Source organism: Rhizobium sp. SYY.PMSO (genome assembly GCF_046840415.1).
GTDB lineage: Bacteria > Pseudomonadota > Alphaproteobacteria > Rhizobiales > Rhizobiaceae > Rhizobium.
Genome location: NZ_CP177351.1, coordinates 37,501 through 59,956, shown reverse-complemented (window position 1 = coordinate 59,956; position 22,456 = coordinate 37,501). Strand labels below are relative to the sequence as shown.

The following is a 22,456-nucleotide window of genomic DNA, read 5'->3' as shown; positions in this document are numbered from 1 at the left end:
AATCGCATGCAATCGTCCAGCCTCGAAACGGCGACCAAATCCAATCCGACGTGCACGGGCGCAGCCGCAATCTCGCTCATCCGCACGCTCGGCATGTTGCCAGTGCTCATCGTGCTGGCGATCGCTTTCACATTGATGAGCGGCCGCTTCCTGTCGCTTGGAAATTTGCTGATCGTCATGCAACAAGCATCGATCAATCTCGTGCTCGCATGTGGCATGACGCTGGTGATCCTGACAGCAGGGATCGATCTCTCCGTCGGTTCGGTGCTGGCGGTCTCAGCCATGGCAGCACTTATCGTTTCCCTCGACCCGACGTTCGCAATGCTCGCCATTCCCGCCGCGCTTGCTTGTGGCCTCGGCTTCGGCCTGATCAACGGCCTGCTTATTGCCGGATTGAGACTTCCCCCCTTCATCGTCACGCTCGGTGGACTGACCGCCATTCGCGGTATCGCACGGCTGATGGGTCACGACACGACCGTCTTCAATTCCGATCTGCCATTTGCGGTGATCGGCAACGGCAGTGTCTTCGGTGTGCCGATTCTGGTTCTGATCGCTCTTACCGCTGTCATTATCTCCTGGTTCATACTGAGGCGAACCGTTCTCGGAATGCATATCTATGCGCTCGGCGGCAACGTGCACGCTGCGCGACTAACCGGGATCAACGTCGGTCGAGTTCTTCTGTTCGTCTACGGCACCTCAGGTCTGCTTGCCGGCCTCGGCGGCGTCATGGCCTCAGCTCGTCTCTATGCAGCAAACGGCCTGCAGCTTGGTCAATCCTATGAACTGGACGCGATCGCCGCCGTCATCCTCGGCGGCACGTCCTTCGTCGGTGGCATCGGGTCGATCTGGGGTACGCTGATCGGCGCATTGATCATCGCTGTGTTGTCCAACGGTCTCATCCTGACAGGCGTTCCTGATGTTTGGCAGTATATCGTCAAGGGCCTGATCATCATTTGTGCGGTCGCACTAGATCGCTTCCGCCTGCAGCATGGCGCTCGAACCTGAAGCAATTATCCTAAGGTAAAAATTGTGTGATACGACGACGTCCGGGCTCGACCAAACGCTGTCGGACCAGCGCCGGCATGACGGATCGAAGGCATTGTTGCGGATAAATTTCGACGTTAGGCGAAGACACCGGCATGCGATGAACAGGCCCACGGGTGGTATAGCTCGCCCTACAAACGCTTGTGCCAGAAAGGCCAGCCTTTCGCCGGCGCTCATGCGATTTAGTTTCACGATGTGAGGGACTTGGTTGCGGGGGCCTGCTTTCATCTTTACTTGCGATCATCGCAACGGCGCCATTCTTTACTAAAATCTCTTACGAACGGCGGTAAAAGCGGCCTATTTCGTACAGTCGCGTAGTAACCTAGCGATAATTACACACGGATAGAAACCAGTCTAAGCGTTCACTCATAGCCACCGCCTAGCACTTACAACGGCGACCGGGGGTAACATCAGGGGCAGATTATTTATCGGCAGCGCGTCTTCGCTCCCAAGGCGCTGACCAATTCATCAGTTCGACCATTTCCGGAACCGGTGCAGCCGGCCCTGATAAAGCCATGCAGAAATCCGAAAGCCCTTCGGGGGTCATGACAATCAAACGCCCATTTATCACGTCGTCTGCTAATCGTAGAATGGAGGTATGCGCACACTCCACCGGCGACTGACCACATTGGTCGGCTGCACGCTTAACCACTGCGGTGTCCGCTTCCGAGAGCCGTATCGTTATAACGCCTTTTGACTCTTCCACACGATGTACCCGATTGCGATTGTGACGTTCGCCCTTCTACAGCACGGCAGAAAGGCCTCACTACCATTGTAATTTCAAGAAAGCACAATCGCCCGAATATCTGAAGTGCAGTCTGCCGCGCTCCCCATTGAGCGCGGCAGATAATTATCAAACGGTCACGCATCTGCCCTGTTCAACGCTTTGATGACGGCTTTCGACAGTGCGAACGCGCGGGCATCACCTCCCTTTTGATCCCGAACCATCTCGCTCAATTCCGCCATGGGGAATCGCCTTAGTGTTGGTACGAGTTCGTCGGGATCAAAGCCCTCGGGGGGATTGGCATAGATACGCACGAGCGCACCGAAGATCGAAGCACCGTGTATAAGTGGTTCACCCTTATATGCTTCAGCCATGCAGGTCAGAGCAGCCGAAACGACTGCGTCACCATGTCTGCGAAGCGCGGTGGCAATCGAAGACGTAAAAGTGACATCTCCTGGCTTCCATGCAGTTGACGAAGTGCTTCGGGCGATAGCCAATCCTGCCTCAGACACCAGCCGTCGAATATCCAGGGCATCCTCATCGCCGGCAGCAAGGGCCGCGTGGAAGTCATCCATACGGTTCATCGCCTTACGCGCCCTGTTCGCAACAATGAACATGCGTGCCTCATCTTCTGGACTGCCATAGGTGAAAAGGCAGCAAGGCAACTGCAGCAAATCTCCCCGGCGCACGGCTGCAGCCCAACGATGCTGTCCGTCGATGATTACCCTTGAACCGTCAGGTCGCCGCGATACCACCAGAGGCGCACAAAGCCGCCAATCGAAGTTTGCGGCGATGCTAGCGATAAGGCGGCGCGATCCGTCGTTGTCGATAGATCGCTGATAAGAACTGTCCACCGTCAGTGCGGCAACATGCACCCACTCAATACTTGGCATGGTGCCACGCGGCGCGCCAAAGGCAATCTTCCGTTCGCTTCCGCGCTTTCCCCCAGAACCGGTTTTACTTTTCGTGCCAAACTGAGCGGATTTCCCTGGGCCGATAGCCGTGATTTCCGGAGCGATTTCGGCAGTGAAACCCGCCAGAAGTTCAGGAACTTCCTCCGGTTCGCGGCACCACAACTTGCCACCATGTTCGATGACAACATGGCCAGCGTGAACGCGAGTTGTGCCGAGAGGTGTCGGAATCAGGAAAGATCCGTTGGGTGACTTGTCTTCCGTTATTCGATCGCAAACCCAGGACGGCATCGCAGAACCGTCGTTAAGCCATGTACGAATGCTTCCGGCCAGCGGTAGTGATTGCTGTTGCGTCATTATCGTTCTCCTGAAACGTCGCGGCCCTATGCGCACGACGCCACAGGCTATGGGCGGTATGTTTCACTAACGAGAACGAACGAGCAGCTGGGAAAATTGGCAGGCAGCTATTATTATTTCATGGTTTTATTCAATAGCTGCCACGCCGGCGAGAACCTGGAAGTGCTGCGAGCTGTTCCGGGAATGACGTTGATCGTTCCGACCATTTGCTTGAACTGCAGGACATCATACTCGGTGTCACTCGCTTGCAATCTGGCAATCAGAGTTCGCAATTCGCTCCACTTGTGTCCTGCTTCCCGTTTTGCAGGCGCCAGTATCCGCCCACTGACCTGCAATCTCACTCGCAGGCTTTCAGCTTGATCCTCGAGCTGCTGGAAGCGCGTCTTCAAGGCTGGCGTATATAGCCCATCCTCGATGGCGGACATCAGTCCCTGAAGTCGTCGGTCAATCTTCTCAAGCTGCAATCGATCCTTTTGTATCTGGCGGCTCTGTTCATCGGCGTTCACCTGCTCGTCGTTGGTCAACGCGTCCGCGTGGTGGGTGATCAACATGGCAGCCTCGGCAAGAATATCTCTGACCGCTGCTTCCATCACTCTTCGCTGGACCGTCTTGCCACTGCCACAGGTCTTTCGCCGGTAATGCTCCGCACAGCCGTAACGATCCCTCCCGACGTTACAGAACTCGCCACCGCATTGCGCACAGGTCAGGAGACGATAGAGGTTCGAGGGAGCCATCTTGAGGCCAAGATCCCGAGCTTCTCTGGATTTCCGGACACCGTCACGAACACCTCCATGACGCCGTTCTGCCCCCTGTTGCCGGTCCTTGACTGCCTGCCATAAGACTTCGTCGATAATCCGCAGATGGGGAACATCCTTTATGACCCATTCCGTCTCCGGATTTAGGCGTACCTGACGCTTTCCGGTGATTGGATCCTTGATGAAGCGCTGGCGGTTCCAGACAAGCTCTCCGCGATAAAGGGCGTTGTTGAGAATACCGGTCCCCCTCGCCCGATGCCCACGAATGGTGGTGGCACCCCAAGAATGCCCGCCCGGCCCCTGAACGGTTTCCCGATTCAGCGCAGCAGCAATAGCATTGGGAGTCTCTCCCTTAGCAAAGGCTACAAAGATTTGGCGAATGACAATCGCCTGCTGCTCGTTAATGCAGCGGCCTCCGGCACCGCCTTCACCATCACTGGATACGTCATAGCCGTAGGCGAGACCTCCGCCTGAACGGCCTTTCTCGATCCGTCCGCGTTGGCCTCGTCTGGTCTTCTCGGCCAGATCCCTGAGGAACAGTGCATTCATCGTGCCCTTAAGGCCGATATGCATCTCGTCGATTAGTCCTTCGGCCACCGTATGCAGGACAACTCCCCGAAATCGAAGCGCCTTGTAAATATGAGCCATGTCCTCCTGATCACGAGAAATTCGGTCGAGTGCCTCGGCACACAAGGTGTCGAACCGCCCTGCCCGCGCATCATCCAGCAATCGGATAATTCCCTCCCGACCGCGGATACTGGCGCCCGAGATGGCATCGTCGCGATAGTATCCGGCGACCTTCCACCCCTGACGTTCTGCGAACTGGCGGCAAAGGTTGAATTGATCGTCAATCGACTGCGAGCTCTGGAGATCGGAGGAGTATCGGGCATAGAGGGCAACGTCCGGCATTGGCATTCCTGGCATTTCAAAAGGGGGAACGCCCTTTGCCAGCAACCAGGGCCAGAGAGAAGTTGTACGTCACATTATCCAGAGGAAAGCAGGAGGAAGATGTACTACCTGCACCACGCGAAAGGCGCCGATGCCTCAACGTCCACGCTCTGACACCGCCAATCGACCATCCGCAGCCTATGAAATAAATACTGCTATTGATGGTATTTGAACCCTCGACCCGCCAAATCAATTGACACCAAGGCTCTGATTACATGTCATAATGTCATTTATTAACATATAGGAATGTACTCTATGGCCCGCCGACCGACTCGAAATGAAGGCGCTCCGGTGGAGCGCAATGCTACAGTCCAACGAGCTTGGATCGGTCGACACAATTACGTCATTAACGCCGATACCGTCCTGAAAGATGTCTATCGGTTGCTCAGCCTCGTCATGGGTGACCGCGCCCTCGCTTTGTTGCCGGATGATGGTTATCATCTTCTCGTCGGCTTGCGTGATCAGTTCGTTGAAGATGAGCTTGTCCATCTCTTAATTGGAACAGCGGTAATGAACCGGTCGCATGACGATCACATGAGTGGTCCGCGCCGCGATGAAGATGAGCTGAGCTTTGTACCGGTTACGTTGATTTGTGGGACGCTGACCACGGAAGGTCGGACAGAGACGGTCACCGAAGACCTGTTGCTGCGGGAGGCCTGCAATAAGATCATTCATGCTGATGAGATCAGGGTCGATGCTGAGACTGTTGAAAATGCGGCATTCCCATTTCTCCCGCAAAACGTCATATTGATCGGCCGTGCCTACGGCCGGCCTTGGCAGGGAGTCTTGAATGTTCCGAACTACGTGCGTGCAACGATCATGAATTTCCGGGATATTCGATGAGCGACCTTGTCCTGTTTTCGGCAAGACTGCCGACAGCTCTGGCCAATGTTCCCGCCAATGTTTAGATGAAGTTTCTGGAATTCTTCACCGCCCAGATCCGCAACGGGAAAAAGCTTGCCGATTTCTAAGAAATCGCCGACCGCAAACGGCAATCGAAAGATGCGTGACGGATAGCATCACCCAAGACCAGCCTCCGCGATGAAGGGGGTCGGCTTGTTTCTCCAGTGGGACTGATCTGACGCGACGAGCAAGATGCGCTTAGCACGGGTCAGGCCGACGTAGAACAATCGCCGAGATTCGTCGTACGCCTCCTGCGTCGATGTCGAAAAATGCGGGATACTGCCCTGATTCATACAGATCAGAGCAACGCCCTCAAATTCGCGTCCCTTGGAATTGTGCAGCGTAATCAGCTTGAGCGCCTGCTCAGGATTGGCAAACAGGCCCATATCGGAGATTAGCAGATTTGCCAGGTCAACCTCACTGGCTTTCATGTCGGATAGCATTTCCTCGGCGGAATCGATCAGCGGCTGTTTGGCGCTGCCAGGCAACCATTCCTCTTGTTTTAGATAGTCACCAGCTTCGCGGGCGATGGCGCGCAGCCAAGCGACGCCGCCCGGATACTTTTCAGCAAGCGAACGAGCGAGATAAATCAGGCCAAGCGCCAACCGACGCCCTTCATAACTGAACATGTCATATCGCGAATTACCGGTGAGGTCGCCGATGAGCCGAAACAGCGCCCGCTCCACCCCCGGGAGTCCGAGGTAATTGCCTGCCTCGGCGCAAGCTCCGAGTTGCTCGGCAAGCCCGGCAAGCAGTCGCCGACGTCGATAGGGCCGTGCACCCGGGCCAAAGACTGGCACGTCCAATTCTCTGAGGGCACGGGCAACGGGAATGAGATGTGTCCACCACGGTGCAAGAATTGCGGCCTTGCCGAGCGGGATGCCGGCATTCTGTAAGGCGGGCAGAAAATAGTCGGTGATGGCGTCAATCGGCCTTTCGACATTAACGTAGTTCACTTGTGCCGCGATTTGCGCGGCATCGCCCGCCGCCTGCATCCGCGGCACGGTCGGGATCAGTGTTGATGCAGTGCCGACAATCTCCGGTCCGCATCGGAAGTTGCCGGTCAAAGTCGTATCTCGGTGCGCGCCGATCTGATTTCCAAACTGTTCGGCGAGTTCGGGACGCGCACCTGCGAAGCTCATAATCGACTGGTTCTGGTCACCGACGAGAAAGAAGCGCGTGTGGAGGAACTCCCGGAGTGCTCCGAAGATGGCGATCTGGATGTCCGTTGTGTCCTGGAATTCGTCGATTAGCAGCCAAGCAAAGCGGCTCGCGATGCCGCGTCCGACGAACGGATGTTGCTCAAGAACCTTCCATGAATAATAGAGGATCATCGCGAAATCGAGGTATCCGTGGGCGCGGACGCGCTCCCAATAGAGCGCGGCGGATTCCGCAGTGACAATACCTGTCTCGATCCCTTGTCCGCAGGGGTCGCCGTTTACGTCGATGCGAAGCGATTCATAGTCCTCGAACACCTGGCCGGCGGGCATGCGACCGAATGCGTCTTCGACCGCCGTCACGATCTGCTCAAACTGACTGTTTTCTCGGGAGAGCACCTGAAACGACGCCGGCACCTCGGGTAACAGCCAGCTGTAGGGGCGAAGAATGAATTGCAGGCAGAAGGCGTGGATCGTGGAGATTTCACAGCGTTCTGCTATCGCCTGAGTGCCGTAGGTGCGTAATCTGGTCTCGATCTCATCGACTGCAGCATTGGTGTAGGTAATGCAGCCGATGAACTGCGGCGTGCCGACAACCTTATCGGCCAGCGTCAGCAGCTTTGCGAGAATAACCCGCGTCTTGCCGCTTCCTGGGCACGCTGTCAGCAGCAGGTTGCCATCATACTCAACCGCCTCGCGCTGTTCCGATGTAAGCCGGATCATTCCGTGAGCCACTCATACGCCTCCTCGATATAGGCCGGCAAATCAGTCGCGAAGTGGGCATAGCGCGCGGCTATCTGCGCGAAGCGCGCCTTGCCAAAGCGCTTGGCGGTATTGAGTGTGATACGGCCAAGTTCGATACGGAGTGCGGTCTCATCGGCGGGGCTCAGTCCTCCGAGCGCAAGCGTTGCAAACCCCTGCTCCATCTGTGCGAGGATCTGCGGCGCGCCAAGAGCACGGACGGTCTCGACAAGCATAGGCAGGCGCCCAAGCGATACTAGTTCTCGTTCGAAAGTGGTGGCGCCCTCGAACGTGGACACAAACTCATTTTCCAGGGCCACGAGATCTGGAGTGCCAATGTCTGGATCGAAGTCCTCGGCGTCGGAGGGCTTCATGTCAGCATCGGCCACGATGGCACATTTTTTCTCAAGTGATCCGGCGCGGAACAGCTTGGCATAGACGTCAAAATGGACGCCATGGATCGCAATAACTGAGATACCGAGCCGCTCGAGCTTCACGCCATACACCTGCTCAATCAGTGCCGGGATCAGGAACATCTCGGCAGGCCCTTCGACCAGCATGACTTTACGGGCGTAAAGCAATGCACTCTTGGTTGCGTCAAGATAGCGTTCGAGATCGGCAATTTCTGGCGCGGTCAGCGCGGCATTGAGCGCGAGATTGCCGGCAGCGATGGTCGCGTCCTCGCGCTTGGTGAGAGATACAATGCTGCTCAATGGAACCTGAGAGGTCACCTGGGTGCTGTGACTGGTCAGGATGGTCTGCACGTTGATCGCCCGCAGTGCCGCGATCAACGAGAACTGCAATTGAGGATGAAGATGTGCTTCTGGCTCCTCGATCAGTATCAATTGGCCGGCCGAGCGGTTAAGCGCGATCCGCCGCTGCAGGTATTCCATCAGGATCGCAATGTAGAGAATGTTGTTCATCCCAAGACCGTTGCGGCCAGGTTCGAACGAGGTAAGTGAAAGGTCTGATAGAATGATTTTCAGGTTGCGTATGATCGCGCGGAAGGTCGCAGCGGAGAGGCCGAGAGTGGCGTCCATCTCAAACGCGGGGCCAGAGACATCCTTGAACCGTGCGTCAATTGCCCCTGCTATTTCGGCAATAGTCGCCGAGTTCGCGATCGCCTGGTTGGCCTCGTCGAGGATGGCGATTAGGGCATCCTGCTCGGCCGCATCAATCTCGAACGCCTCGATCAGACGGATGAGTGGCGACTGGCGGGGATTACGCAGGTCGCTCTCGACATCGCGGAGCGCAGGCAGATGAACAAGAAGGTAAGATTGCAGATCTGCAAAGCGCACCGACTCGCCGATCCCGTCGTCATCCCAGGCAATCTCCGTGAGGTCGATGGCAGGGTCACCGCCACCCCGGATTTCCCACTGATAATCTTCGAGGGTCAGCGCCCCGGGTAGGATGTCGCCACTTGCAAGCTGCTCCCGGACAGCTGGCCCCGGACGGAAGCGGTAGAATATACGCGCGCGGTCCGCAGCCGTCTTCCAGGTACTAACTAGCGCTTCTTCATTCACACGTCCCTCGAACCCAGCCAGTTCAATTCCTATCAGAACCTGGCTGGGCTGGGCGATATCGATCGCGGAGTGGATGTCCTCGCGCATAAGTGCCCGGAAACTCGACGGCAGCATGTTGTCTAGACAAATTTGGATTGCACGGAGGATCGCGGTCTTTCCAGTATTGTTTTCTCCGATGATACAGCACAGATCATCCGCGACATTCACGTCGAGTGACGCGAATGTGCGAAAATTCTGGATCACTATTCGAGCTACTCGCATCATCCCCCCGGCTGTCGCGCGACCAAAGACTGCGATTCATGGTTGCATTAAGTGGATGGCCAAAACAAGTGTGTGATCAATCTCGTGCTGCCACAGAATGGTGCAGAAATCTTCCGACTAACCACTCAAAAGCGTCTTTCGACCACAGTTCGAAGAGCGAAGCCATAGACGCAGGGTCGATAAACGGAGGTAAAACCAAGTGCTTACTCCGACCTTTAGAGCCCCGCCGTTCTCGCACTGTCCAACAACCGTCGAATAAATCGGAGGCAATCAAAGTAATCGCATCGTGACCAAACCCTAACTGCAAATATTCTCGACGGTTTTGCCCTGTTTCACTATACATGCCGATTAGGGGACTCGTTTTCGCAGAACGGACAGAGGTGGGACATTCATTGCGGAGTAGCAGCTTCAAGGGACTGAGCAAAAGGCAGACCGAGGTCTTGAGGTTGGCCCATCAGGGCCTAAGGGCGCGAGAGATTGGCCAGAAACTGCAGATCAACACCATCACCGTTAACTACCATCTCAGCCAGGCTCGCAAAAAACTGGACGTGAAATCAAGTCGTGTGGCAGCCAAGCTATTGTTTGACTTCGAGGAGAGCCAAGAGCGGGCATCCGAGGGTCGTGCCGAGCCGCTGAATAAATACCTGTTCCTACGAATCGATGAGCTTGAGTTATCAGTGAGCACGGCAACTGCTATCCTTTCGACAGATCGGGTCTTTGTAGGCGATCTGGTGCAGATGACCGAGTACCAGGTGTTACGCTTGCCGAATTTCGGTCGTAAGTCGCTCGTTGAGCTTAAGGAAGTGTTGGCCCATTTCGCGCTTCGCTTGGGAATGGATTTACCCGACTGGCCTCCCTCCAACATAGAGCAATTGGCGGAAAAGGTATCGATTGCCGAAAAGGTACGCGGCATTCCTCAAGTTAAGCTGGGGACCACCTTCAGGCCAGGCCGAGAGACGCTAGAGATCGACTTCGAGGGCGACGAAAGCGACGAGACAGCCGCATCACATCCAATAACGCAGCAGCTGCATCAAGAATCTCGGCGCAAGTTAGAAGCATTTGCCGAATCGGCAAGATCACTTGATAATCAATACGGTTGGTCGGCTATTACCGCTGCAAATAGACGGTTCATTGCTCTTCTGGATCGCCCCACCGAGGGTATTCCATCGGTTATTGGGCAAGTCTACAGCGCGGCCCTTGAGCTTGGCTCCTTTTTGGAATTGGACAATCAGATACGTTCAGGTGAACTCAGCTTCGCTGAAAGTTTGAGGCCTGAGGTTCGCCGACCCCTAGAGGATTTGGTTAAAACAGTCGCGCCCTGGGTAAGGAGATTTCCCAGCGCTCGTGAAATTGATAACGAAACCGGCGAATTTCTATCACAGATCACCCTTGTAACTCATGCACAGGACGCCACCGATTTTGCAGTGCGCAATGAGCTGATCGCGCAAGACATCGCCGAAGCTGTTAGGGGGTTGTTAGAATCTAGCAGCCGGAAAGGGCCCGTGAGTTACAAGGCATCCACTCGCGGTGTGCTGTCCGTCCGCAATATGGTCATCGCCGCAGCGACCGCTGCGACCACGGTGTGGTTAGGTGCCGTAGGATCCGAACTGGCACCACGATCTGTTGTTGCGCAACGGGCAGCCGAGTTTCTTTCGTCCGCAGAGGCGCCGATTATCCAGCTTTTCAAGGATCTACCTTCTGATATTCAACTAGCGATCAGCATGCTTATCAATCAAATGAACCAAGAACCTTTCACACTACCATCGACTCCACCCGATGGCCGACGTTCAAACATCAGCAGAAAGAGCAAGCCATCTAGCTGAACTCAGCATTAGCGGGCGTGGCAATCTAAACAAATGGAAGTGAGGGGCTGACCCGCTTTGCCACGTCAAGCACTTTCCTCGACCGCTTCGATGCATAGGCACGAACCTGTGACAAGGAAATATCAACTAGGCGATCTATAAACTGGTAGCAAATGAGCAAAACTCATCAATCTGCTCATAAGTGAGCAATTTGAATGGAATAGACAGAGATAATGCGATGGTGGAAGCTGCATCTATAGAACGGGACTGATGGTCGGCAAGCTGACTGAGTGTCAATCTCGGGCGATCACGAGATTTTTCCCCTTCGCGGTTTGTCAGGATCTGCACTGGCTCGGCCTTAAGATGGACGATAGCATCGGCACCTAGAGCTGCAAAAACGTTACTGCTGATTGCCTGCAAACCATCAGCACCGTCAACGATTACATGGCCATCCATCACGACCAGTTGGCTTGTGGAAGCTTTTGCCATCTGAAAGCCTGCAACCAAGACCCGCTGGTTCTCGTCCAAGTTTTGCAAGCGAAGTAGATCGCGGACACGCACTGACTTGCGCGCTCTACAGATGAGCGATCCGGCAGTCAGGTGCTGAAATGCTATTTTCTTGGCGGCTGATCTAAGAAAGGTGGATTTTCCGACTCCAGAGATGCCAACGAATGCAATCGTGCGCTGGTTCATATATCGAACTCCAAGTTAGCCCGATTGAGAAGCCGTGCAAGAACATCTGACCGAATTTCGTAAATCGTTTGTTGTGGGCTTCCGTTCACAACGCCCAGATCTCGCAATTCATTCAACCCGACTGCGGGATCTATATAGGCTGCCAGGAGATAGTTGATAACCTTGACCGGTTTAGCTGCCGTCGCCTTCCACCGATCAAGTTGTTGCTCACTGTAGACGGATCGCCCGCCGGTTAACTGCATCAACTCTCTGGTGGAGCTTGCGTATGTAACGCTTTCCAAAATTCCTAGTGTCGTCATCGCCTGTGAGGGGCTCTCCTTGGATACCCCTTTATAAAAAAACAGTAGGGAGCCCGCCTCTCCAAGCTTAGACGGCGCCCGGCATAGATAGACCTTGCGGATAGTGTTCCCTGGCCGCTTCGGGCGGTCCGCCCGAGAGGCGCCGACAAAGAAATCCGGCTGTTTCGGTTTCCAAAGATCTGGATATAAGGTGTCGTGATAGTCTTCTTGGATCGGGATCCCGAAACCTCGAACCTTCTCGGTAACGAGGAAGCGGGGGTAGTGCTTCCTCGCCGCATCGAAAGCGTTGACAGCGGGATCATCGAGTAGTTTCGCAGAGGAGAATGTGCGTTCGTAGATGAACTCGCCATTATCTTTTGTGCCAGCGCGGATGAAACCATAGAATTCCAAGAGGTTCATTAGTGCCGCTTGATCTTCATAAGTGGTCAGATACGCGAGGTCGTAGCGGTTGCGCTGTGCATACCAAAGGACTTGCTTCAAGAGCAGTTCACCAAGCTTTACGCCACGTTTGTCCGGAGCAACCTTGAAGGTACAAACCTTCAGAATTTTGCTGGCTTTCGTCACCGCATCCGTGTCGGTGGCCGTCTCACCTTTCCGAACGATTAACCCCGCCAGTTCATCGTCATCATATACGACCCAGCATGGGCGGCGCTCGCGAACACACTTCTCACGCCACCAATCATCGAATTCCGGATATCCTTCGCGGAGGCTGTCGAAGAAGCTGTCTTTGTGATTGATGGTGTGGGCTTCAACCTCGGCAACATGCCGGATAGGGACCTGTTTAGGCTCGTATGTCTGTGTTAGCAGATCGACTGCGTCGCCAACGAATAGGATACGTCGGCCGAGCTCAGCTGAATGTTTGAATGCACGCTCGTGAAGCCCCTTATCCTGCGTCACGAGAAAGTCGACTACGTCGCTCTTCAGGGCATGGAGAAGCGTGGCATCCACTACGTCATTTGGACGTTTCAGAGCGCCGAATTCGGCCTCGAGATCAGCTTGGCCAAGGCCTCGCTGCTTGCCGAGGACTTGGTACTTTGAGATCTTGCTAAGAGATATCCGACGGCGTTCCGCGTTTTTGTCGCGGGCTATGTCGTCGCGAGCAGCCTCGTGTACGAAGATCGTGATCTTATGGGCTGCGGCGAGGCTCGAGAATTTGGCGTAGGCTGCTTCTACAGCGCGGTAGTCCTCTAGACCGATAAGAATGTTCGTATCAATGAGATACGACTGTTGCCTCATCTCTCAGGGCCTTTCGCAGATCGCGGCTTGCATAAAGGAACGACTGTGGTGGTTCAAAACCAAACTTTTCGCGAAGTTCGGTAAGCGGGACGGGTCTGGAGAATGGCTTTACTTCTTCAAATAGAAGAGCGAACCCAAACTCAAGACCGTGAAAATAGCTATCGAAATCGTGTCGTTGGATAAATGCCGTGTCCTCAAACTCGGACCATATTTGCTGCACTGGCAGTTTCAGCACATCTTTGATCTCAGCAATTCCCACCATCGCCCTGACGGGCGAGGTTGAGTAAATATAGGCCATAGTTCCACTGGGAGCCGAAACAGGAAACCGCCGACGAAGCTCGACGGTCTTCCGGCCTTCCATGATCTTCGCTGAATATTGCGGGCGAATGGAAAGCACGACATCTCGTTGCGGGCGAAACGGCTCATCTGCCATGAGTGGGAAAACGAGCTGATCATCGCTCCCATACTCAAGATCGAATGCTTCCTGTACCCGAAGAACTAGGCGAGCGTCGGCAGGAAAGACAGCATCCACGCGCAGCGAGGCTCCAAGAGCTTCCACGTAGCGTTTCACAGTCGATAGGTGAACCTCGCCCCCTTTTTCAAGCTTTGAGATAGCAGCCTGTTGAACATTCATTCGGGTCGCCATTTCAGCTTGGGTCAGGCCGGAGAGCAGTCGAAGTCGCCGCAGGTCGACACCTGCTGCGTGCTCATCGCGAGGCTCAGTCGCCGCTGAAGCCTCGATAACTTTTCCTGCTAGTCTGCCCATGCCATGCTACTCCGTGTTGTGGAGTTGCTACCGTGAAGAAACATTCCTCGCAAGGAATATTGTGGCTGCTCACAATGCTCCGGACATTTATTCTACAATTACGCGAGATTGACGCAATTTTCAGCGGCCCGTGCCTCACCCAATGCGTTTTTTGTCGTGCCGACAGTACCAACTTTCGCGCCGCCAGGCATGCCATCTCCGAATCACTGGGTAATAGTCAGCTATGGCATTGACGCGAATATTATTTAGCATAGCGACTTACGATAGGCGCTCATCCCCACTTCAAATTGTGCAGTGATGGTGGTCTATTCGAGTTATTGTTAGCCTATATTTACATACGATTCGGGGGAAGGCGCATGGGGCAGACGTTACGCCCGACAAAATTCAAGGACGTGGATTTGAACGACAAGTTCTTCGATAGTCTGAAAGCCCAGTATAAGGAGTTTTCGGACTGGTTCGCTAGGAAAGCAACTGAACCTGTCTATGTTATTGATGGAAATCCAGGACGAGGTATTCGCGGCTTCCTTTATATGAAGGTGGAAACGGGAAAGATTTCGGACGTTCACCCTCCCCTTCCAGCCAAGCGCCGGCTCAAAGTCGGCACACTTAAAGTCAATGCGAGAGGAACCAAGCTTGGCGAAAGGATCATCAAGCGAATTTTTGATCATGCAATCTTTGAAAAGGCGTCGGAAGTATATGTCACAGTTTTCGACACCCACGTATCCCTTGTAAATTTATTCAAACGCTATGGTTTTGAACAGAAAGGCGTGAAATCCACCCCAAATGGAGAAGAGCTTGTCCTACTTCGCTCATTTGAAAGTCTCGCGCATGACATAGTAAAAGACTACCCGCTGATGCAAACCGCTGGCAAATCGAAATGGCTTTTGGCTATCAAACCTGAATTTCACACTGACCTTCTACCGGACTCAATCCTCAAGACAGAGGACCCGGCTTCCGAAGATGATGTTCCACACACCAACACGATCCACAAAGTGTACATCGCCGGTCTGTCGCTCAATCGTATGAAGCGAGGCGATTTGGTCGTCATCTACCGCACGACTGACATCCAAGGAAAGGCATACTTCCGTTCGGTGGCGACATCGGTATGTGTGGTCGAAGAAACCTATTCACGAAAGCACTTCAAGGACGCTGATACATTTGTGTCCTTTGCGAAGGATCACAGCGTATTCAGTGAGCAGCAACTGAGGGACCGCTACAACGACGGCAGGCCTCTCTATGTCGCCAAACTCACTTACAACGCCGCGTTCTCGAAGCGCCCAAATCGAGCCGCCTTGCTTGATGTTGTAGGCATAAGTGCACAGCCCAAATGGGATCTGCGTGCGCTGAGCGACGCTCAATTCACTAGCATTCTGGATCTCGGCGAAGTCGATGAGAATCTGATCGTGAACTAATAGCTGCGCTGAAAGGTCTGATGCAAAATGAATGGGACTTTGGCGATATGGTACGAGCCGGAGGGCGGTGGCAATTCCAGTCAGGCGGTCAATGTAAACCTTGAGCAGCCTAGCGTTGAGATCCACTTCAACCTCTGGCGGGACAATCCCTCAAAGACGAATTTTCTAGACATCGGCCTTCGGCTGACCGACATTAAGTCAGTCAACCGCATCTATATTTACTTCCCAGTGCTCTTGCGGCTCGACCAGTTTCAGGATTTGAGTACCGTTATGGCCTATGGCCAAACGCTGGACGCGGTTTTTAACATGGTGGTCGAGGTCGGTAGCAAAACCGATCTGCGATACGAGACGACAAAAAACGGCGAGCCTTTCGTCACGGTACACAAAGTCAACATCGGCGATGATCTAACGCTGGAGCCAGTTGAAGATGCTCTTAAGGGGACGGGTTCAACCATAACATTTACCGAGGCCATGTGCACGCGCCTCCGGGCGGGCGGGTCTGGACCACAGTATCTTCGCCTACGCCTCCATCTGACGGGTAACTCTCAATCGCTTTTCACCCAGGAAATAATCGGGCAGGAGAAAATTTTCGTCAGCTCGTCGCAGCGGCTAGAGTTGACCGAGCTAAGGCTCAACGAACAGCGCAGCTTCCCATATTCTATCGCGAAGCGGGCTTCCGCCAACGCGTTCAATATCGTTCGAGTGCATTATTTCCTAATACGCGAGCTCGGTCATGCGCTCGTTACCCAGCATGCTCCCATACGCAAGGTACGAAGGCTCGAAGCAAAACTTTGGGCATCTTACCTTCGTGGTCGCGAGATTCCTGCCCAAGATGCTGCGGAAGAGGAGCGGCTCCTTTCTCGCCTGATAATTTATCACTGGCGAGAAGGCTCTAAAGAAGAACCAATTCAGGATTTCACGGCCTTCGCAAGTTTCCAGGCGAGCACTCCCGGCCTGCTTTTTTATATGATCGGTGTCATTTTGCTCGGTGCTATCGGGAGCGCAATGTATGATCTAGGCAAGAACTATTGGGGGACTACCCATACAACACTGCCGTACTGGTTGGGCGGACTTGCCATTTTGTGGGCGGTAGCTCGGACTGGAGTTTGGGCCTGGCTTGAAACTAGAGCTGGTCAGCTTCGTCGAGCGTTTTTTAGGGCATTAAAACACGGGAGGAAGTAGGTGGGTCGACCTGCGCTGTTCGCAGACCAAATATCAAATGGGTTCCGTATGCATCGAAAGGCATGAGCCACACGAAGTTTCAGACTATTGCCCACGCCCGAAACATCCCCCTCCCCGTCATCTCCCTGAGGCCGAGCTCCAACACCATCCGCCGCGCCGCCTGTGGCGTGACCTAGAGTGTCTTTGCCACCATCCCGGCCCACACTAGGGGCTTTGCCATGACGAGCTCGACCAGTTCCGGCAGCTTTGATGACGCCCGCCGCCCCTCCAGTTTTCGCTCGAACATCGTTTTTGCCAGGGCCAGCCGGTCATGCTCCTTCATGCCGATCTCGGCAGCCGCAATCAGGCCGTGGGCGATGGCAAGCAGCCGGATTTCGCGATCGCGATGCCGACGCCGATCGACAGGAATGGTTTTCAGGCCTAGACTGATGGCCGCGAGATGGGCACCGGTGGAAATGCCGGTTTCCCGAAGGATCGAAGCGGCAAACAGCCGGCCGAGCCAAGGCGCATGCTGAAGCACGGAAAGCTCGTCCCAGTCGAGATCGTAGACGAGCGGATTCTTATCGGCCGCCCTGTTGCTGTCGGCTCGGCCGGGACGCTTTGCCTCTTCAATCGCCGCCTCGAATCAGCAGCGCATCGATGGCGGCATAGTCGACACCGGGCAGATTGTCCGCATCATCTCCTCCGTCCCCGTCCGCGCTGTTCAACGCTGGACTTATGGTGCCGCCGGGCGTCCCTGCCACATCGACGGAATTGATGTCCGCCATCTGTCGTAGATTTCGGATACCCTCTGGGGACAAAGGCCAATCCGGTAACTGCGCGGCGATCCGCCGACGAGTGCGCAACACGTCGCGGGCGATGGTGAGTTCGTGGGTAGGGGTGCGGATGTGGCGGGTCGCGTCGTGAAGGACGAGGTCTTCGAGGTGGACGAGTTCACCGTCGATCCACAGCGAGGCGCAGGCGTCAGCGAAGTGCACGCGTTCGAAAGCCCCGATCCCGACCGGCGAGCAAGCGATGCGCTCGTCTACACGCGCGAGTGCGATGCCGGCATTGAAAGCCGGCCGCATGAGGTCTGTCATGCTGATCTTCACGATATCGTAAGCCATTGAAATCATGGCAAATGATTTGCTAAAGGAACTCTATACAAATATTGGAGCTCACCACATGGTATGACTACGGGTTGATAAACTAACCATCGATAAGTATCAATTATTGATTGTATAAACGTGTATTCACATTTATAGAAAATCATAATTACACAAATTATAATACTTTATAATTATACATTAATCGTGACGAGATTTATTGGGATATAATTATTCGCTACGCGTCAGTCTAAAACTAAGCAATACTCGCATCTTAGCCATTTTCTCTCGTAAGGGCGTCTGAGGTGGCACGCGACCAACTGCGCGTTATATAGGGCAGCATTCTGCGTTAACGCTCCCGGCCTAGCGAGAGGCGGCGTGAGCATACGACGTTGTATGTACCTCGACCATATGGCGTGGCCGCGCCGGCGCCTGCCCGCTTTGCACCTGTCGGTTTTGTAATTTGTGTTTTATGTCAGGGATTTAGCGTCTGATCGCAGTGCTTGGCGTACTGTATCGTAGTTTTGGGCTACTGCCGGACAGCACGTCGTGCTGTAGAGTGGTTGCGGGGGCAGGATTTGAACCTGCGGCCTTCAGGTTATGAGCCTGACGAGCTACCGGGCTGCTCCACCCCGCGTCACCAGCGTAAACCCGAAGGGTTTATCGCGTCCAGCGCAAACCGCTTGAGCGGTTTGTCGCGCCAGAGCAAGCTTTTCGGCTTGCGCCACCAGCGTAAGCCGGGTTGCGGCTTATCGCGCTTGCGTGAACCGCTTCGCGGTTCATGCTTCATCCGGGCAAAACCGGAAGAGATATTTCAGAAGCGACAAAGGCCGCATGAGCGGCCTATTGCAACACGGCCGAGCCGTTATTCGATCAGAGAAGATTTATGCGAGGGCATAAACCGCTTACGCGATTTAGCCTGAGTTGCGATTAGCAGACCTGGCAGCGACCTACTCTCCCGCGTCTTAAGACGAAGTACCATGGGCGCAGGGGCGTTTCACGGCCGTGTTCGGAAAGGGAACGGGTGCAGCCACCCCGCCATAACCACCAGGTCGGCAAAGCGCAACTTCGGGCCAAACCTTGCGGATTTGGCCCGATTTGAGAAGCTGGTGAAGTTTTCACTTCGTTTTGTCTATTTGAACACGTCTTTGGATTGCTCATGCCGCATGAATGCTTTCGCATTCAGCCTGAGATGAGCACTGGCAATGGGAACGATCAAGCCAATCGAGCTATTAGTACCGGTAAGCTTCATGCGTTGCCGCACTTCCACACCCGGCCTATCAACGTGGTCGTCTTCCACGGCTCTGATAGGGAACACTCGTTTCCAGGTTGGTTTCCCGCTTAGATGCCTTCAGCGGTTATCCATTCCATATATAGCTACCCTGCTATGCCCTTGGCAGGACAACAGGTCCACCAGAGATATGTCCATCCCGGTCCTCTCGTACTAGGGACAGATCCTGTCAATATTCCTACACCCACGGCAGATAGGGACCGAACTGTCTCACGACGTTCTGAACCCAGCTCACGTACCGCTTTAATTGGCGAACAGCCAAACCCTTGGGACCTGCTCCAGCCCCAGGATGCGATGAGCCGACATCGAGGTGCCAAACAACCCCGTCGATATGGACTCTTGGGGGTCATCAGCCTGTTATCCCCGGCGTACCTTTTATCCGTTGAGCGATGGCCCTTCCACGCGGGACCACCGGATCACTATGACCGACTTTCGTCTCTGCTCGACTTGTCAGTCTCGCAGTCAGGCGGGCTTATGCCATTGCACTCGACGACCGATTTCCGACCGGTCTGAGCCCACCATCGCGCGCCTCCGTTACTCTTTCGGAGGCGACCGCCCCAGTCAAACTACCCACCATACACTGTCCCGGATCCGGATGACGGACCGCGGTTAGACATCCATGACGATAAGGGTGGTATTTCAAGGATGGCTCCACAAGAACTGGCGTCCCTGCTTCAAAGCCTACCACCTATCCTACACATGCCGACACGAATGCCAGTGTAAAGCTATAGTAAAGGTGCACGGGGTCTTTCCGTCTGACCGCAGGAACCCCGCATCTTCACGGGGAATTCAATTTCACTGAGTCTATGTTGGAGACAGCGGGGAAGTCGTTACGCCATTCGTGCAGGTCGGAACTTACCCGACAAGGAATTTCGCTACCTTAGGACCGTTATAGTTACGGCCGCCGTTTACTGGGGCTTCGATTCAGAGCTTGCACCCCTCCTCTTAACCTTCCAGCACCGGGCAGGCGTCAGACCCTATACGTCGTCTTGCGACTTCGCAGAGCCCTGTGTTTTTGGTAAACAGTCGCTACCCCCTGGTCTGTGCCACCCTCACATGCTTGCGCACATAAGGGTCACGCTTCTTCCGAAGTTACGCGTGCAATTTGCCGAGTTCCTTCAACATAGTTCTCTCAAGCGCCTTGGTATACTCTACCTGACCACCTGTGTCGGTTTCGGGTACGGTCTGTACGGTGGAGCTATTTCCTGGAACCGCGTCCCCGCCCACACAATCCAATAAGTGTGAACAAGTTAAGCAATCCGTCACTTCCACCAGGCCCACGAATATTAACGTGGTTCCCATCGACTACGCGTGTCCGCCTCGTCTTAGGGGCCGGCTAACCCTGCTCAGATTAACTTTAAGCAGGAACCCTTGGTCTTTCGGCGAGAGGGTCTCTCACCCTCTTTATCGTTACTCATGTCAACATTCGCACTTCCGATACCTCCAGGACCCCTCACGGGTATCCCTTCATCAGCTTACGGAACGCTCCGCTACCACGTGTATTGCTACACATCCTCAGCTTCGGTGCATGGCTTCAGCCCCGTTACATTTTCGGCGCAAAGACCCTTGACTAGACCAGTGAGCTGTTACGCTTTCTTTAAATGATGGCTGCTTCTAAGCCAACATCCTGGTTGTTTTGGGATCCTCACATCCTTTCCCACTTAGCCATGACTTGGGGACCTTAGCTGGAGGTTAGGGTTGTTGCCCTTTTCACGACGGACGTTAGCACCCGCCGTGTGTCTGCCGAGTAGTACTTCCCGGTATTCGGAGTTTGGTTAGGATCAGTAAGACGGTGAGTCCCCATAGCCCATCCAGTGCTCTACCCCCGGGAGTATTCGCTCGACGCTCTACCTAAATAGATTTCGCGGAGAACCAGCTATTTCCGAGTTTGATTGGCCTTTCACCCCTAGCCACAAGTCATCCCAATCTATTGCAACAGATGCGGGTTCGGTCCTCCAGTTGGTGTTACCCAACCTTCAACCTGCTCATGGCTAGATCACTCGGTTTCGGGTCTAATGCAACAAACTATATCGCCCTGTTCAGACTCGCTTTCGCTTCGCCTACACCTACCGGCTTAAGCTTGCTTGTTACACTAAGTCGTTGACCCATTATACAAAAGGTACGCCGTCACCCTTGCGGGCTCCGACTGTTTGTAGGCATCCAGTTTCAGGTTCTATTTCACTCCCCTTGTCGGGGTGCTTTTCACCTTTCCCTCACGGTACTGGTTCGCTATCGGTCATGCACGAGTACTTAGGCTTGGAGAGTGGTCTCCCCATGTTCAGACAGGATTTCACGTGTCCCGCCCTACTCTAGGACAATAAAGCTATCTACGCGTACGGGGCTGTCACCCTCTACGGCAAACCTTTCCAGGTTCTTCCACTTTAAACTTCATTGCCACTGGCCTGGTCCGCGTTCGCTCGCCACTACTTGCGGAGTCTCGGTTGATGTCCTTTCCTGCAGGTACTTAGATGTTTCAGTTCCCTGCGTTCGCTTCTTACACCCTATTTTATTCAGATGAAGATACCTCATAACAATGCTTAGAAACCAAGCGCGTCTTCGACGCGCTTCCAGGCAATAGCCAACAGGCAGCAGCCAATAGTGAATGAACCCTATTGCCTATTGCCCAATTCCTACCGCCTCGCGCCCCACGGCGCGCTTGATTTTCTAAGCATTTAAGGTGGGTTGCCCCATTCGGAGATCCATGGATCAAAGCTTATTCGCAGCTCCCCACGGCTTTTCGCAGCGTATCACGTCCTTCATCGCCTGTGCATGCCTAGGCATCCACTAAATGCCCTTACGACACTTGATCGTTCTCATTGCCAATGCTCATCGTCTCGTTGCCCGTTTCCGTCAGGAAACGGCAACAGACCGGGTTACCTTTTACAACCCAGCCTATCAACAATGCCATCGACGTGTTCGACAGGCTTGCTTTATTGGAGCTACGCCGAGCAGCTCGCTTGCAGCCTGTCTTAAGACCAGCTTCTCGAGATTAAATCCGGTACCGCGCGGTCAGGCAACGGTAATCCGATTGTCCGTCAGAGATACTCCAAAGAGTATCAACAACGACGCGATAAACCGCTTGCGCAATTTACGCTGACAATCCAGAGCGACAAGCTTCCTTCCTACCTCCGTCCCCTCCTTCGTTTCCAGCCGGCTAGGCCATCCACGATATCACAAGGTCCGGGCTCGGACGTCTCAGGCCTAAACCCAAAACACCTGGAAGCCTCCAGATCAATCTTCTCTTCACAATGTATGCAGAACACGCATCAGACCATAAGGGTCGATGCAAAACCTTTTTTTCTTCAGAAGACATTACCGTCAGTCTCGACACCAATCGATTTGGTGGAGCTGAGCGGGATCGAACCG

Annotated in this window: 13 protein-coding genes, 2 tRNA genes, 2 rRNA genes and 1 pseudogene (1 of these 18 cut by a window edge); 5 read left to right on the top strand and 13 right to left on the bottom strand. The window is 54.3% G+C overall.

Annotated elements, in window-relative coordinates:
* The first annotated feature begins 6 nt into the window (after positions 1–6).
* A complete protein-coding gene (locus tag ACJJVH_RS27085; RefSeq protein ID WP_412066640.1) occupies positions 7–1,005 on the top strand; it encodes an ABC transporter permease subunit in 999 nt (332 codons plus the stop codon).
* A gap of 460 nt (positions 1,006–1,465) precedes the next feature.
* On the opposite strand, the gene ACJJVH_RS27080 is transcribed toward ACJJVH_RS27085, so the two are convergent.
* The 3 genes from ACJJVH_RS27080 to ACJJVH_RS27070 form a co-directional block, all read right to left on the bottom strand.
* A complete protein-coding gene (locus tag ACJJVH_RS27080) occupies positions 1,466–1,696 on the bottom strand; it encodes a hypothetical protein (RefSeq protein ID WP_412066639.1) in 231 nt (76 codons plus the stop codon).
* Positions 1,697–1,905: 209 nt separating this feature from the next.
* A complete protein-coding gene (locus tag ACJJVH_RS27075) occupies positions 1,906–3,036 on the bottom strand; it encodes a DUF6551 family protein (RefSeq protein ID WP_412066638.1) in 1,131 nt (376 codons plus the stop codon).
* 113 nt (positions 3,037–3,149) lie between these two features.
* Positions 3,150–4,700 (bottom strand): recombinase family protein, encoded by a 1,551-nt coding sequence (locus ACJJVH_RS27070; RefSeq protein ID WP_412066637.1) that lies wholly within the window; start codon positions 4,698–4,700, stop codon positions 3,150–3,152.
* 294 nt (positions 4,701–4,994) lie between these two features.
* On the opposite strand from ACJJVH_RS27070, the gene ACJJVH_RS27065 reads away from it, so the two are divergent.
* Positions 4,995–5,582 carry a hypothetical protein gene (locus tag ACJJVH_RS27065; RefSeq protein WP_412066636.1) on the top strand — a complete coding sequence of 196 codons (588 nt, stop codon included), beginning with the start codon at positions 4,995–4,997 and terminating at the stop codon, positions 5,580–5,582.
* 176 nt (positions 5,583–5,758) lie between these two features.
* Here ACJJVH_RS27065 and ACJJVH_RS27060 read toward each other — a convergent pair whose 3' ends face one another.
* Both ACJJVH_RS27060 and ACJJVH_RS27055 read right to left on the bottom strand, forming a co-directional pair.
* Positions 5,759–7,534: a UvrD-helicase domain-containing protein gene (locus ACJJVH_RS27060; protein ID WP_412066635.1), complete on the bottom strand. Its 1,776-nt coding sequence runs from the start codon at positions 7,532–7,534 to the stop codon at positions 5,759–5,761.
* Complete coding sequence (locus ACJJVH_RS27055) at positions 7,519–9,324, bottom strand: ATP-dependent nuclease (protein ID WP_412066930.1); 1,806 nt, start codon at positions 9,322–9,324, stop codon at positions 7,519–7,521. The genes ACJJVH_RS27060 and ACJJVH_RS27055 overlap by 16 nt, the downstream gene beginning before the upstream one ends.
* Before the next feature lie 446 nt (positions 9,325–9,770).
* Between ACJJVH_RS27055 and ACJJVH_RS27050 the strand changes: the two genes are divergently transcribed.
* On the top strand, positions 9,771–11,147 hold the full coding sequence (locus ACJJVH_RS27050; protein WP_412066634.1) for a DNA-directed RNA polymerase subunit alpha C-terminal domain-containing protein: 1,377 nt from the start codon (positions 9,771–9,773) through the stop codon (positions 11,145–11,147).
* A 135-nt stretch (positions 11,148–11,282) separates the two neighbouring features.
* Here ACJJVH_RS27050 and ACJJVH_RS27045 read toward each other — a convergent pair whose 3' ends face one another.
* From ACJJVH_RS27045 to ACJJVH_RS27035, 3 genes are read right to left on the bottom strand one after another with little or no spacing between them, the layout of a single operon-like run.
* On the bottom strand, positions 11,283–11,819 hold the full coding sequence (locus ACJJVH_RS27045; RefSeq protein WP_412066633.1) for an ATP-binding protein: 537 nt from the start codon (positions 11,817–11,819) through the stop codon (positions 11,283–11,285).
* Complete coding sequence (locus ACJJVH_RS27040) at positions 11,816–13,354, bottom strand: GNAT family N-acetyltransferase (RefSeq protein ID WP_412066632.1); 1,539 nt, start codon at positions 13,352–13,354, stop codon at positions 11,816–11,818. Before ACJJVH_RS27040 ends, ACJJVH_RS27045 begins: the two co-directional genes overlap by 4 nt.
* Entirely contained in the window at positions 13,329–14,120 is a 792-nt protein-coding gene (locus tag ACJJVH_RS27035) for a helix-turn-helix domain-containing protein (protein ID WP_412066631.1), read from the bottom strand. Before ACJJVH_RS27035 ends, ACJJVH_RS27040 begins: the two co-directional genes overlap by 26 nt.
* Positions 14,121–14,476: 356 nt before the next feature.
* Between ACJJVH_RS27035 and ACJJVH_RS27030 the strand changes: the two genes are divergently transcribed.
* Together ACJJVH_RS27030 and ACJJVH_RS27025 are read left to right on the top strand one after the other, a co-directional pair.
* Positions 14,477–15,532, top strand: coding sequence for an N-acetyltransferase (locus ACJJVH_RS27030; protein WP_412066630.1), 1,056 nt, complete (start codon positions 14,477–14,479; stop codon positions 15,530–15,532).
* Between the two features lie 27 nt (positions 15,533–15,559).
* The gene (locus ACJJVH_RS27025) at positions 15,560–16,714 is read left to right on the top strand and encodes a hypothetical protein (RefSeq protein WP_412066629.1); all 1,155 of its coding nucleotides are present in this window, start codon (positions 15,560–15,562) and stop codon (positions 16,712–16,714) included.
* Positions 16,715–16,793: 79 nt separating this feature from the next.
* Here ACJJVH_RS27025 and ACJJVH_RS27020 read toward each other — a convergent pair.
* From ACJJVH_RS27020 to ACJJVH_RS27000, 5 genes and pseudogenes are all read right to left on the bottom strand, one after another.
* Positions 16,794–17,829 (bottom strand): annotated as a pseudogene (locus ACJJVH_RS27020) (DUF1612 domain-containing protein).
* 530 nt (positions 17,830–18,359) lie between these two features.
* Positions 18,360–18,436 (bottom strand) — tRNA-Met (locus tag ACJJVH_RS27015).
* A 300-nt stretch (positions 18,437–18,736) separates the two neighbouring features.
* Positions 18,737–18,851: ribosomal RNA gene (gene rrf, locus ACJJVH_RS27010) — 5S ribosomal RNA — on the bottom strand.
* Between the two features lie 159 nt (positions 18,852–19,010).
* A 23S ribosomal RNA gene (locus tag ACJJVH_RS27005) occupies positions 19,011–21,899 on the bottom strand.
* 531 nt (positions 21,900–22,430) lie between these two features.
* Positions 22,431–22,456: transfer RNA gene (locus ACJJVH_RS27000), tRNA-Ala, on the bottom strand (it continues 50 nt past the right edge of the window).